We start from the raw sequence: 12275 nt of genomic DNA on the forward strand, positions 1-12275 counted from the left end.
GGTCAGTGGTCCCCGGCCGGGATCGGGTCGTCGTACTGGCCGGACGGGCCGGCCAGCGGCTCGCCAGCCACCAGTGGCCACGCGTTCGGCGTGCAGCCGTGCAGGCCGAGCGTCTGCTGCACCATCACCGGCGCCGGGCCGCCGGCCCGGGGGCAGCGCTCGTGGCCGTGGCCGAGCCGGTGGCCCACCTCGTGGTTGAGCAGGTAGTGCCGGTAGAGGCCGAGGTCGGGCACGTGCGGCACGCCGTACACCCAGCGGGCCACGTTGATCACCACCCGGTCGCCGTTGCGGCAGGACGTGTAGCGGTCGGTCGGGTCGCCGCACAGCTCGCCCCGGGTGACCGGCGTGGTCAGCAGCACGGTGAAGTCGGCCGGCGCGTCCCGGCCCACCCGTTGCAGCCGCCACCGGCCGTCACCGGTCCAGCCGCGCGGGTCGGCGAGCGTCGCCGCGACCTCCCGGGCGAAGCGCTCCACGTCCACGTTGCGGATGCCGTCCTCGACCGCGACCCGGTAACGCAGCAGCTCACCGCCGCGCCCGGCGACCGCGCCGGTGGTGTCGGCGGTGCGGAACCCGCCCCCGCCCCGGAGCGGGTAGCCGATGGCGGGTGGCACCCGACCGGCTGCCGGGACCGGCGACGGAGCGACCTTCACCGGCGGGGCGGTCGCCGCCGGCGGGCGCGCGGACGGCATCGCCGCCGGCACGGTCCGGTCCACCCCGACCGAGGCCAGCAGCTCCGGATGGCGTCGCACGGCGTACCCACCGACCGCCGTGAGGCCGGTCACGACGAGCACCGCCGCGAACGCGCGGAGGCCGGCACCCGACCGTCGTCGGCGGCGGTGCACGCCCCGGTCCTGCCCGCCCACGTCGCTCTCCGTCCGTCGCCCCGCCCGCGTTCCGGCCAGGAGTACGGATACCAGGTCCGGACGGTTGAACGAAAGGGCCGGGTACCGTCTGTGCCGGGGTGGACGACCTGCCGCCTGTCGGATTCCAGGGGGAGCCACCCGTGTCACCAGCCGAGACGCTGCTCGACGACGCCCTCGCGGCGGCGCGCGGCACCGACGTACGCGCCGCCGAGCGCGCCCTCGACGCTCTGGTGGTGGGCGACGGCGCGGCGGTGGACGCGGCGCTGCTCGCCCGGCTCTCCCGTGCCGTGGGGCGGCTCTGGCCGCGCGGCTGGCAGCCGGTCGACGTGGACCGGCTCGCCACCCGCCGGCTGACCCCGCGCGGCGCCCGGCTGCTGCGCGACACGCTGGCCGCCCAGCGGCGCGCGCTGCCCGCACCGGTGCCGGCCTGGTTCGACGAGCAGCTCACCGACCTGGACGCCCGCTGGGACGCCGACGCGGGCTGGCTGGACCGCCGCGCCGACGGCGACCGGATCACCGCGTTGCGGGACGCGGTCGACGCGCTGGTGCTGGTCGGGTCACTGCCGCCGATCGCGGTGCTCCGGCCACCGCCCGGCGCCGCCGCCGTCCCGCTCGCCGCCGTGCCGGCCACCGGTTCCCGGATGCTCGACCGGGTACGCGCGCTGCTGGCCAAGGCCGAGTCGAGCGGCTACCCGGCCGAGGCGGAGGCGTTCACCGCGAAGGCGCAGGAGCTGATGGCCCGGCACAGCATCGACGCGGCGCTGCTCGACGCCACCGCCGAGCGGCCCGACCAGCCGGGCGGGATGCGCCTCGGCACCGACGCCCCGTACGCGGCGGCGAAGGCGCTGCTGATCCAGGAGGTGGCGGCGGCGAACCGGTGCGAGTCGGTCTGGTCCGACGACCTGGGCTTCGCCACCGTCCTCGGGTTCCCGGCCGACCTGGCCGCGGTCGAACTGCTGCACACGTCGCTACTGGTGCAGGCCACCGCCGCGATGCTGCGCGGACGCGGCGATCGCAGTGGGCGCGGCAAGGGCGGCGGCCGGCGTACGAAGGGTTACGACGAGTCGTTCCTCAACGCGTTCGCGCTGCGGATCGGGGAGCGGTTGCGGGCGGCCAGCACGGCGGCGGCCGAGGAACACGCCGACGACCGGCTGCTGCCGGTGCTGGCGGCCCGGACGGATGCCGTCCGGGAACGCGCCGACCAGCTCTTTCCCGGCACCACCCGGCACCGGCTCCAGGTGCGTGACACGGAGGGGTGGAGTTCCGGCACCACCGCCGCCGACCGCGCCTCGCTGGACGCCGGCCGCCCCGCGCCCCGCCCCCTGCGCGCCCCTCGCTGACCGACTCTGCAGGCGGGGGCGCTTGTGGAAGTTCACCGTCGAGCGTCCGCCTGACGAGCCGCCCGCCGCAGTCCTTCCACATGGCGGATAATTCTTCTCGCATGTCGGGCGCAGAGAGATCTTGGAAACTACGTGCCCCTCCAGGGGCCACTTCGCTCCAAGATCTCGGACGGTTCGGGCCGAGCCCGCCCTTTCGAAGGGCAGGGCGGTGATCATCGCTTCTGGAACGTGATCGATGCGTAGTGCGCGAACCGCTCCACGGCCCAGTCGAACTGGGCACAGGTATGCCGATCCTGGCACTGCAGGCAGCCTCGCCACGGCCGACCGGTGGAGGAAGCCCAGTGAAGTTCCCACTGTCTCCACCTTGCCGGGTTGTTCACTTGTCCGACCAGGTTTCGGCTGGCAGCATGATCTCCGCTGAAGTCCAGGAGAGCCGACCATGCCGACCCGACCACCCCATTACCGGCGCGTCGCCGATGACATCGAGGCCAAGATCCGAGTATGCGCCGGGCCGACAACTGCCCTCGGTCTCCGAGATCGGTGAGTTGTACAACGTCGCCCGCTCGACGGCCTACCGGGCGGTGAAGGAGCTGCACGCCCGAAACCTGATCTACGGCCAGCAGGGTCAGGGCGTCTTCGTCGCCGAGTCCGAATAACTTCCCACCCCTCCCCATGACGCGACGTGTCGGATCGGGCCGGCCGGCTCCGACCCGTCTGCGAGGCGCCACCGACGGTGGCCCGTACCCGAGGAGTGGACCGTGAAGTACATGCTGCTGATCTGGAACCGGCCCGGCTTCGCCGACGAGCTGACCGAGGCGGAGCGCACCGCGATCTTCGGCGAGGTCGACGAGATCATGAAGACGCTGACCGAGTCCGGTGAGCTGGTCGGCGGGGAGGCGCTGGCCGACCCGTCGCAGACCCGGACCGTACGCCCCGCGGGCGGCGGCACGGAGATCACCGACGGCCCGTTCGTGGAGAGCAAGGAGCAGTTCGCCGGCTATCTGACGGTCGACTGCGAGACCCCGGAGCGGGCCGTCGAGATCGCCGCGAGCTGGCCGGACGTGCGGCACGGCTTCGGCGTGCTGGAGGTGCGCGCGGTGATGGAGCAGGCCGGGACGGAGATGTGACCTCCCGGGCGGTCGAGGACCTGCTGCGGGCACTCGCGCCGCAGGTTCTCGGCGTGCTCGTCCGCCGGCACGGCCAGTTCTACGCCTGCGAGGACGCGGTCCAGGAGGCGCTGCTCGCCGCCGCCACCGGGTGGCCGGCGCAGGGCGTGCCGGAGCATCCCCGTGCCTGGCTGGTCACCGTGGCCACCCGCCGACTCACCGACGAGTGGCGCAGCGAACACGCCCGCCGGGCGCGCGAGGTCGCGGTGGCGGTCCGGCAGCCGGCGTACGCGGCGGTCGCCCCGCCCGCCGACGAGGAGCCGCCGAGCCGGGACGACACGTTGCGGCTGCTGTTCCTCTGCTGCCACCCGGCGCTGCCGGTCAACGCCCAGGTGGCGCTCACGCTGCGCGCGGTGGGCGGGTTGAGCACCGCCGAGATCGCGCGGGCGTACCTGGTGCCGGAAGCGACCATGAGCCAGCGGATCCGCCGCGCCAAGCAGCGGATCGAGGCGGCCGGGGCACGCTTCACGCTCCCGTCGGGAGCCGACCGGGACGAACGGCTGGGCGCGGTGCTGCGCGTGCTCTACCTGGTCTTCAACGAGGGCTACACCGCGTCCAGCGGGGACACGCTGCACCGGGTCGAGCTGACCGGGGAGGCGATCCGGCTGGCCCGGGAGCTGCACCGGCTGCTGCCGGACCAGGGCGAGGTGGCCGGGCTGCTGGCGCTGATGCTGCTCACCGACGCGCACCGGGCCGCCCGGGTGGGACCGGACGGGGAACTGGTGCCGCTGGCCGAGCAGGACCGCACCCGCTGGGACACCGCTGCCGTGGCGGAGGGGATCGCGCTGGTGACCGACGCGTTGACCTGGTCGGCGCCCGGCCCGTACCAGGTGCAGGCCGCCATCGCCGCGGTGCACGCGGAGGCGCCCACCGCCGCGACCACGGACTGGCCGCAGATCGTGGCGCTCTACCGGGTGCTGGCCCGGCTCGCGCCCAACCCGATGGTCACGCTCAACCAGGCGGTCGCGGTGGCCATGGTGGACGGCCCCCGGGCCGGCCTGGCGATGCTCGCGCCGCTGCACGTCGACGACCGGACCGCCGGCCACCACCGCCTCGCCGCCGTCCGCGCCCACCTGCTCGAACTGGCCGGCGACCGGGCGGACGCCCGGACCGCCTACCTGGCCGCCGCCCGGGCCACCACCAGCCTGCCCGAGCGGCGTTACCTGGAGGTACGCGCGGCGCGGCTGGCCGCCGAGCGATGAGTTCCGCCGACCCGGCGGGTCCACCCCTCATGGGAGAGGTCACCAGTCAACTGTCGATGTCGTTGGACGGGTACGTGGCCGCGCCGGGTCAGAGCGTGCAGGATCCGCTCGGGCAGGGCGGCCTGCGGCTGCACGAGTGGGCGTTCGCCACCGAGAGCTGGCGCGCGCAGCACGCCCTCACCGGCGGGGAACGCAACGTCGACGCCGACGTGGTCGAGGAGATGACCGCCGGCGTCGGGGCGTACGTGATGGGCCGGCGCATGTTCGGCGGCGGCGAGGGGCCGTGGGACCGGGCCTGGACCGGGTGGTGGGGTGCCGATCCGCCGTTCCGTACCCCGGTGTTCGTGCTGACCCATCACCCGCGGGCGTCGCTGCTGATGGCCGGCGGCACGGAGTTCCACTTCGTCACCGACGGCGCCGAGGCGGCGCTGGAGCAGGCCCGGGAGGCGGCCGGTGACCGCGACGTCTGCGTGGCCGGTGGCGGCAACACGGTACGCGGCTACCTGGCGGCGGGCCTGCTCGACTCGCTCTGGCTGCACGTGGTGCCGATCGTGCTGGGCGGCGGCACGCCACTCTTCGACGGACCGCTGGACGCGACCCTGACGCCGGAACGGGTGGTCGCGGGTCCCACCGTCACCCACATCCGCTACCGCGTGCCGCGCTGACCCGGCGTCGCGTCAGCGCGAGCGCCCCTCGCCACGTAGCACGCCGGGCCGGCCCGAAGGCCGGCCCGGTGGGGTGTGCGAGCGTACGTCAGCTCTTGAAGGCGTCCTTGATCTTCTCGCCGGCCTGCTTGAGCTTGGCGCCGGCCTGGTCGTTGCGGCCCTCGGCCTCGAGGCGCTCGTTGTCGGTCGCCCGGCCGATGCCCTCCTTGACCTTGCCCGCGGTGTCCTGGGAAGCGTTGTCGATCTTGTCGTCGAGACCCATGGGAACCTCCAGCTCAACAGTTGCGTGACGACAACGAGTTACCCAACCGGTCGCCCGCCCAACCATGCCGGTGCCCGGCGTCACCCGATCGGGCGAAAGCGCCGCAGCCGCAGGCTGTTCGCCACCACGAACACCGACGAGAAGGCCATCGCCGCGCCGGCGAGCATCGGGTTGAGCAGCCCGGCGGCGGCCAGCGGCAGCGCGGCCACGTTGTAGGCGAACGCCCAGAACAGGTTGCCCTTGATGATCGTCAACGTGCGGCGGGAGAGCCGGATGGCGTCCGCCGCAGCCAGCAGGTCGCCCCGCACCAGCGTCAGGTCGGCGGCCTCGATGGCCACGTCGGTGCCGGTGCCCATGGCCAGCCCGAGGTCGGCGCGGGCCAGCGCGGCGGCGTCGTTGACCCCGTCCCCGACCATGGCCACCACCCGGCCCTCGCCCTGGAGCCGCTCGACCACGGCCACCTTGTCGGCGGGCAGCACCTCCGCGATCACCTCGTCGATGCCCACCTCGGCGGCCACCGCCCCGGCCACGGTGGCGTTGTCGCCGGTGAGGAGCACCGGGGTGAGCCCCAGGCCGCGCAGCCGTTCGACCGCCGCCCGGCTGGTCGGCTTCACCGCGTCGGCCACCGCGAGCACGCCCCGGGCCCGCCCGTCCCAGCCGGCCAGGACCGCCGTGCGGCCGGCGGCCTCCGCGCCGGTCGCGGCGCGCACGACCTCCTCGGGTACGTCGAGACCGCGCTCCCGCAGCAGTCGGAGCCGCCCGACCACCACGCTCCGGCCGTCGACCGTGCCGGTCACGCCGAGCCCCTCGGCGTTCGCGAAGTCGCCGACGGCGGGCGTCGGCCCGGCCTCGGCCGCGCCCTCGGCGACCGCCCGCGCGATCGGGTGCTCGGAGGCCGCCTCCAACGCGCCGGCCAGCCGGAGCAGTTCGCCGGCGTCCTCGCCGGCGGCGGGCAGCACCTCGGCCAGCGTCATCCGGCCGGTGGTGACGGTGCCGGTCTTGTCCAGCACCACGGTGTCCACCCGGCGGGTGGACTCCAGCACCTCCGGTCCCTTGATCAGCACGCCGAGCTGCGCGCCGCGCCCGGTGCCGACCAGCAGCGCGGTCGGGGTGGCCAGGCCGAGCGCGCACGGGCACGCGATGATCAGCACGGCCACGGCGGCGGTGAACGCGGCGGTCGGCCCGGCGCCGGTGCCGAGCCACCAGCCCAGCGTGCCGGCGGCCAGGGCGATCACGATCGGCACGAACACGCCGGAGATCCGGTCGGCGAGGCGCTGCACCGCCGCCTTGCCGGTCTGCGCCTGTTCCACCAGTCGGGCCATCTGGGCGAGCTGGGTGTCGCCGCCGATCCGGGTGGCCCGGACCACCAGCCGGCCACCGGCGTTGACGGTGGCGCCCACCACGGCGTCACCCGGCCCGACCTCGACCGGCACCGATTCGCCGGTGAGCATGCTGGCGTCGACCGCCGAGGTGCCCTCCTCGACCACGCCGTCGGTGGCGATCTTCTCGCCGGGCCGGACCACGAACCGGTCGGCGACCGCGAGCTGGTCGACCGGGATCCGGACCTCCGACCCGCCGCGCAGCACCGCCACGTCCTTCGCGCCCAACTCCAGCAGGGCCCGCAGCGCGGAGCCGGCGGTGCGCTTGGCCCGCGCCTCGAAGTAACGCCCGGCCAGGATGAAGACGGTCACCCCGGCGGCGGCCTCCAGGTAGATGTTGCCGGCGCCGTCGCCGCGGGTGATGTCGAACCGGAACGGGTGCGTCATCCCGGGCATCCCGGCGTCGCCGAGGAAGAGCGCCCAGAGCGACCAGCCGAACGCGGCCAGCGTGCCGAGCGAGACCAGCGTGTCCATGGTCGCCGCGCCGTGCCGCAGGTTGACCAGCGCGGCCCGGTGGAACGGCAGCCCGCCCCAGACCACCACCGGCGCGGCCAGCGTGAGGGAGGCCCACTGCCAGTAGTCGAACTGCCAGGCCGGCACCATGGCCAGCACGATCACCGGCAGCGTCAGCACCGCGGAGACCCACAGTCGGGTGCGCGCCACCCGCAGCTCGTCCACCGGCTCGGCGGCCGCGACCTCCCCGGCGCGGGCGGGCGGCGGCGGCACCTCTGCCGTGTAGCCGGTCTTCTCCACGGTGGCGATCAGGTCGGCCGGCGCGATGTCGTCGGCGTACCGGACGGTGGCCTTCTCGGTGGCGTAGTTCACCGTGGCCTCGACGCCGTCCATCCGGTTGAGCTTCTTCTCGATCCGGGCGGCGCAGGACGCGCAGGTCATGCCGCCGATCGCGAGTTCGATCAGGTTCGGCGCGGTCGGCAGCGTCTTTCCCGTGGTGGTCATCGCGACACCTCCCCGGTCAACTGTGCCCGTGCCCCGGCGTGCCGTGTCCGGCGTCCGGGGTCGGTGCGGTGGTGGGTGCCGGCGCGGGCTGGGCGCCGGCCAGGACGGTGAACTCGGCGGTGTGCATCGCGTCGCCGTGGCGGAAGTCCAGGTAGAGACGGTACGCCCCGGCGGACGGCACCTCGGCCGCGAACATGACCGCCGGCCCGGCGGGCGTGCGCCCGTCGTCGGGCGTGCCCTCCGGGTGCACGTGCAGGTAGGCCAGGTCGCCCTGGCGCAGCGCCACCAGGTGCCCGTACGCGCCGAGGTAGGGCTGGAGGTCGGTGACCGGGCGACCGGCCCGGCTGACGGTGAGCGTGAGCCGGCTGGTGCGACCGGGCTCCGGCGTGCCGGCGAGCGTGACCGTGTAGCCGTCGACCGTGGCGGTGGTGGCCGGTGCCGGCAGCGGCCGGGCGGTCAGCGGGCCGGGGACGGTGACGTCAACGCCGAGCGTCAGTGGCTCGCCGCCGGTCGGCGTGAAGTCGGCGAACGCCCGCCAGACGCCGGGCCCGGCGAGCGGCGAGGCGACCCGCCAGGTGCCGTCGGCGGCCAGCTCCGGGTGCACGTGCCGGAAGCCGGACAGGTCGCGGCGGGCGACGATCAGGTGCATGCGCCTGTCGTGCGCCACGTCGTAGCGGGTGACCGGTGCGCCGTCCGGGCCGGTGATCCGGAACGCGAACTCGCCGGCCGGGGCGGTCACCGGCTGGAGCGTGTAGCCCTGCTCGGAGACCAGCAGCCCGCCGGGCAGGTGCGCGCCGCCGGCGCTCTCGTCGCCGTGGCCGGCGGCTCCGTGGTCGGTGTCGGTGGTGTCGTGCCGGGTCTCGGCGGCCGGGGCGGCGGGACCGGCCACGTGACCGATCCCGTACGCCCCGGCGAACACCGCCGCGAGGCCGAGCGCGAAGCCACTCAGCTTCGTCGCCGTGTTCATGGTGCCTCCTCGGTTCTGCGGGTCCGCGGACCCGTCACGCCCCGGCGAGGTCGTAGCCGGCCTCGTCGACGGCGGCGCGGACGGCGTCCGCGTCCAGTGGTTCCCGGCTGGTGACGGTGACCCGGCCGGTGGCCAGGTCGACCTGGACGTCGGTGACGCCCGGCAGCGCGCTCAGCTCGGTGCTGACCGCGTTGACGCAGTGCCCGCAGGTCATGCCCCGCACCTGGTATGTGGTGTCCATCTCGCCCTCCGATCCGATACCCCCTGGGGGTACAAGTCGAACGGTACCATACCCCCGAGGGGTACGGTATCCTCGACGCATGACCACGCCGTCCACCCCGGTCCGGGGCTACACCGCCAGCAAGGACCAACTGCTCGCGCGGCTCCGCCGCATCGAGGGGCAGGTCCGGGGCATCGAGAAGATGGTCGAGGACGACCGTTACTGCATCGACGTGCTGACCCAGATCTCCGCCATCCAGGCCGCGCTGGACAAGGTCGCGCTGGGCCTGCTCGACGGCCACGCCCGGCACTGCATGCACGAGGGCGCCGCCGAGGGCCGCGCCGACGAGATGGCGACCGAGATGATGGCCGCCGTGGGCCGCCTCATGAAGCGCGGCTGACCCTCCCCACCCCACCCCCGCCCCGCCGATCTTGCAGTTGCGGCCCACGAAACGCCCCGTTCGCGCCGTTTGCCAGGGCCACAACTGCAAGATCGCGCAGGTGGGGTGGCTACCATGACCCGGCGGCGACCCCGGGCGTGGACAGGACGCGTCCGCGCCGGCCGGTGGACGACCGGCCGGTGAACCGGTGCGCCGCGACCCGCAGGGAGAGCCACCGTGGGCGCCGACCACACCCGTCCCGCCCCCGCCGCGCCGCCGGGCGTACGCCGGCTCCTGCTCGCGACCGTGGTGCCGCTCTTCGTGCTCACCGTGCTCGCGGCGCTGGCGCTCTGGCCCCGGGGCGGCGGCCCCGAGCCGGCCGAAGCCGAGAACGTGCCACGCCACCACGGCACGGTGACCCGGGTGGTGACCGAGCCCTGCCCGCCCACGCCGGAGGCCCCCGAGGGCGGCGGCGGCCGGTGCGGCACCGTGACGGTCGCCGCGGAGCAGGGCCCGGACGCCGGCCGGCAGGTCGAGACGCCGATCCCGGACGGGCCCGGGGCACCACGCGTCGAGGTCGGCGACGAGGTGATCCTGGTCGAGCTGACCGACCCGGCCGACCCGTCGGTGAAGGCGTACAACATCGCCGAGCACCAGCGGGCCACGCCGTTGATCTGGCTGGTGGCGCTCTTCGCCGCCGCGATCGTGGCGTTCGGGCGCTGGCGCGGGCTGGCCGCGTTGGGTGGCCTGGTGGCGAGCTTCGCCATCCTGCTCGGCTTCGTGCTGCCCGGGATCGGCGCCGGCCGGTCCCCGCTGCCGGTGGCGATCGTCGGCGCCGCGCTGATCATGTTCGTGGTGCTCTACCTGACCCACGGCATCAGCGCGCAGACGTCGGTGGCGGTGCTCGGCACGCTCGGCAGCCTGGTGGTCACCGGCGTGCTGGGCACGCTCGCCACCGCCGCCACCCACCTGACCGGCTTCGGCAGCGAGGACGCCACCACGCTCTCCATGTTCCAGGGCGGCGTGGACCTGCACGGGCTGCTGCTGGCCGGCATCATCATCGGCTCGCTGGGCGTGCTGGACGACGTCACGGTCACCCAGGCGGCCACCGTCACCGAGCTGGCGCACGCCAACCCCGACCTCTCCCGACGGCAGCTCTACCGGGCGGCCACCCGGGTGGGCCGGGCGCACATCGCGTCCACTGTCAACACCATCGTGCTGGCGTACGCGGGCGCCTCGCTGCCGCTGCTGCTCCTGCTGGTGGCCGACTCCCGCCCGGTGAGCGAGATCCTGACCAGCGAGTTCCTCGCCCAGGAGATCGTCCGCAGCGCGGTGGCGACCCTCGGTCTGATCGCCGCCGTACCGCTCACCACCGCGCTGGCCGCGGTCGTGGCCACCGCCGGGCGGCGCGGGCCGGCGGCCGGGGCGTCGCCGCCACCGCCGGGCCGGCCCCCGGCGGCCCGCGGCGAGGCGCTGGAGGCGCTCGGCGGGACGCCGACCGAACGGTGGCCCGACCGCCGGGGAAGTACGGATGTCGCATGGTGACACTCCGCAGCGTGACGGCGCGCGTGAAACGCGATGCTGGTCACGCTGGGCAATGTCGAATTCTCGCGATTGGTCGGCTTCCGGGCGTAGATCCCCGGTCGACATCTCGGGTAACCTCGCTGCCGGTCACCGCCGAAGGCGCGCACCCGCGCCTGCGGTGCCGCCGCCCAATCGCCTCCGGGCGAGCCGGGGAACCAGGTACATGGGGTGAATCCGCGTCAGCGGTAGGGGCCGCTTCCGTCCCGAACCCGTCAGCTAACCCGGTCGGCGGCCGACGGAAGGGAACACTGTGACGGCACCCCTGCGCCGCTGCTTGACACCCGTGGTGGCCGTGCTCGCCGCGCTCGCCGTGCTGGTCGGGCCGACCCCGGCGTCGGCGGCTCCGCACACCGCCGCCCCCAACCCCTCGGGGCACTCGGAGGACGACGACCCACCGCTGATCAGCGAGGCCGTCACCGCCGCCAACCGGGCCTACCTCCAGGCCAAGTCCAAGCTGGACACGTCGCGCAAGCGGCAGCTCAAGCTCGCGCTCGAGGTGAAGGCGGCGCAGAACGAGCTCGACGCGCTCAGCCCGCAGGTCACCGAGATCGCCGCGCAGTCCTACCGCACCGGTCGGGTCGGTGCGATGGCGATGCTGCTGGAGAGCGACTCGCCCGACTCGTTCGTCCGTCGGGCCAGCGCCCTGGACGAACTCAACCTGTTCAACGGGCAGCGGCTCGCCGCCATCAACGCGGTGAAGACGCGCGCCGAGCAGGCCAAGATCGCGCTCGACGCCGAGGTGCGCGAGCAGGAGAAGCAGACGAACGCGATGGCCCGCGAGAAGGTCGAGGCGCAGAAGGCGCTGAAGCTGGTCGGCGGGCTGGACTTCACCGGTGGCCTGGTCTCGGCCACCTCCCCGGTTGCCAAGATCGGCCCCGGCCGCACCGCCGACGGCGGGTGGAAGTCCGAGTCGTGCAGCGAGAACGACCCGACCACCTCCGGCTGCGTCACGCCGCGCACGCTGCACGCGTACAAGGAGGTCAAGCGCGCCGGCTTCAACCGCTTCGTGGGCTGTTACCGCCCCGGCGGGCCGTGGGAGCACCCCAAGGGCAAGGCGTGCGACTGGTCGTTGCAGAACAGCGGCTTCTCGCCGTGGCACAACAACGACACCCGCCGGTACGGCAACGAGGTGGCCGCCTTCCTCATCCGTAACGCCGACCGACTGGGCATCTACTACGTGATCTGGAACCGGCAGATCTGGTTCCCGGCGACCGGCTGGAGTTCCTACAGCGGGCCCTCGAACCACACCGACCACGTGCACATGTCACTGCTCTGACGCGTACGCGAGAAG

The 12275-nt window shown here is 74.3% G+C and carries 13 protein-coding genes and 1 riboswitch; of the genes, 8 read left to right on the forward strand and 5 right to left on the reverse strand.

From position 1 onward, the window contains the following. Nucleotides 1-2: 2 nt before the first annotated feature. On the reverse strand, nucleotides 3-863 hold the full coding sequence (locus tag AB0B02_RS02025; protein ID WP_281943296.1) for a DUF3152 domain-containing protein: 861 nt from the start codon (nucleotides 861-863) through the stop codon (nucleotides 3-5). A 140-nt stretch (nucleotides 864-1003) separates the two neighbouring features. On the opposite strand from AB0B02_RS02025, the gene AB0B02_RS02030 reads away from it, so the two are divergent. From AB0B02_RS02030 to AB0B02_RS02050, 5 genes are all read left to right on the forward strand, one after another. After that, nucleotides 1004-2203 (forward strand): DUF2786 domain-containing protein, encoded by a 1200-nt coding sequence (locus tag AB0B02_RS02030; protein ID WP_357294179.1) that lies wholly within the window; start codon nucleotides 1004-1006, stop codon nucleotides 2201-2203. A 545-nt stretch (nucleotides 2204-2748) separates the two neighbouring features. Next, nucleotides 2749-2859: a hypothetical protein gene (locus AB0B02_RS02035; protein ID WP_357294186.1), complete on the forward strand. Its 111-nt coding sequence runs from the start codon at nucleotides 2749-2751 to the stop codon at nucleotides 2857-2859. 111 nt (nucleotides 2860-2970) lie between these two features. Next, nucleotides 2971-3330, forward strand: a complete 360-nt coding sequence (locus AB0B02_RS02040; protein ID WP_357295809.1) for a YciI family protein — start codon at nucleotides 2971-2973, stop codon at nucleotides 3328-3330. Next, nucleotides 3327-4571: a sigma-70 family RNA polymerase sigma factor gene (locus AB0B02_RS02045; protein WP_357294194.1), complete on the forward strand. Its 1245-nt coding sequence runs from the start codon at nucleotides 3327-3329 to the stop codon at nucleotides 4569-4571. The genes AB0B02_RS02040 and AB0B02_RS02045 overlap by 4 nt, the downstream gene beginning before the upstream one ends. 29 nt (nucleotides 4572-4600) lie before the next feature. Then, nucleotides 4601-5236, forward strand: coding sequence for a dihydrofolate reductase family protein (locus tag AB0B02_RS02050; RefSeq protein ID WP_357294202.1), 636 nt, complete (start codon nucleotides 4601-4603; stop codon nucleotides 5234-5236). 88 nt (nucleotides 5237-5324) lie between these two features. Here AB0B02_RS02050 and AB0B02_RS02055 read toward each other — a convergent pair whose 3' ends face one another. From AB0B02_RS02055 to AB0B02_RS02070, 4 genes are all read right to left on the reverse strand, one after another. After that, a complete protein-coding gene (locus AB0B02_RS02055) occupies nucleotides 5325-5498 on the reverse strand; it encodes a CsbD family protein (protein WP_281943306.1) in 174 nt (57 codons plus the stop codon). Nucleotides 5499-5578: 80 nt separating this feature from the next. Then, nucleotides 5579-7834 carry a heavy metal translocating P-type ATPase gene (locus AB0B02_RS02060; protein ID WP_357294220.1) on the reverse strand — a complete coding sequence of 752 codons (2256 nt, stop codon included), beginning with the start codon at nucleotides 7832-7834 and terminating at the stop codon, nucleotides 5579-5581. Between the two features lie 16 nt (nucleotides 7835-7850). Next, nucleotides 7851-8801 carry a hypothetical protein gene (locus AB0B02_RS02065; protein WP_357294225.1) on the reverse strand — a complete coding sequence of 317 codons (951 nt, stop codon included), beginning with the start codon at nucleotides 8799-8801 and terminating at the stop codon, nucleotides 7851-7853. Nucleotides 8802-8835: 34 nt separating this feature from the next. Beyond that, the gene (locus AB0B02_RS02070; protein ID WP_357294236.1) at nucleotides 8836-9042 is read right to left on the reverse strand and encodes a heavy-metal-associated domain-containing protein; all 207 of its coding nucleotides are present in this window, start codon (nucleotides 9040-9042) and stop codon (nucleotides 8836-8838) included. A 79-nt stretch (nucleotides 9043-9121) separates the two neighbouring features. On the opposite strand from AB0B02_RS02070, the gene AB0B02_RS02075 reads away from it, so the two are divergent. From AB0B02_RS02075 to AB0B02_RS02085, 3 genes are all read left to right on the forward strand, one after another. Further along, nucleotides 9122-9421 carry a metal-sensitive transcriptional regulator gene (locus tag AB0B02_RS02075; protein ID WP_281943313.1) on the forward strand — a complete coding sequence of 100 codons (300 nt, stop codon included), beginning with the start codon at nucleotides 9122-9124 and terminating at the stop codon, nucleotides 9419-9421. A gap of 216 nt (nucleotides 9422-9637) precedes the next feature. Continuing rightward, entirely contained in the window at nucleotides 9638-10945 is a 1308-nt protein-coding gene (locus AB0B02_RS02080; protein WP_357294246.1) for a YibE/F family protein, read from the forward strand. 154 nt (nucleotides 10946-11099) lie between these two features. Further along, nucleotides 11100-11231, forward strand: a riboswitch (cyclic di-AMP (ydaO/yuaA leader). A 3-nt stretch (nucleotides 11232-11234) separates the two neighbouring features. After that, a complete protein-coding gene (locus tag AB0B02_RS02085) occupies nucleotides 11235-12260 on the forward strand; it encodes a hypothetical protein (RefSeq protein ID WP_281943317.1) in 1026 nt (341 codons plus the stop codon). The last annotated feature ends 15 nt before the right edge of the window (nucleotides 12261-12275 follow it).

Source organism: Micromonospora sp. NPDC049240, assembly GCF_040647835.1.
Taxonomy (GTDB): domain Bacteria; phylum Actinomycetota; class Actinomycetes; order Mycobacteriales; family Micromonosporaceae; genus Micromonospora.

Coding starts and splice junctions, on each gene's coding strand:
- AB0B02_RS02040 (WP_357295809.1), top strand. CDS start 2,971: ATGCTGCTGATCTGGAACCGGCCCGGCTTCGCCGACGAGCTGACCGAG.
- AB0B02_RS02050 (WP_357294202.1), top strand. CDS start 4,601: ATGGGAGAGGTCACCAGTCAACTGTCGATGTCGTTGGACGGGTACGTG.
- AB0B02_RS02055 (WP_281943306.1), bottom strand. CDS start 5,498: ATGGGTCTCGACGACAAGATCGACAACGCTTCCCAGGACACCGCGGGC.
- AB0B02_RS02060 (WP_357294220.1), bottom strand. CDS start 7,834: ATGACCACCACGGGAAAGACGCTGCCGACCGCGCCGAACCTGATCGAA.
- AB0B02_RS02065 (WP_357294225.1), bottom strand. CDS start 8,801: ATGAACACGGCGACGAAGCTGAGTGGCTTCGCGCTCGGCCTCGCGGCG.
- AB0B02_RS02070 (WP_357294236.1), bottom strand. CDS start 9,042: ATGGACACCACATACCAGGTGCGGGGCATGACCTGCGGGCACTGCGTC.
- AB0B02_RS02075 (WP_281943313.1), top strand. CDS start 9,122: ATGACCACGCCGTCCACCCCGGTCCGGGGCTACACCGCCAGCAAGGAC.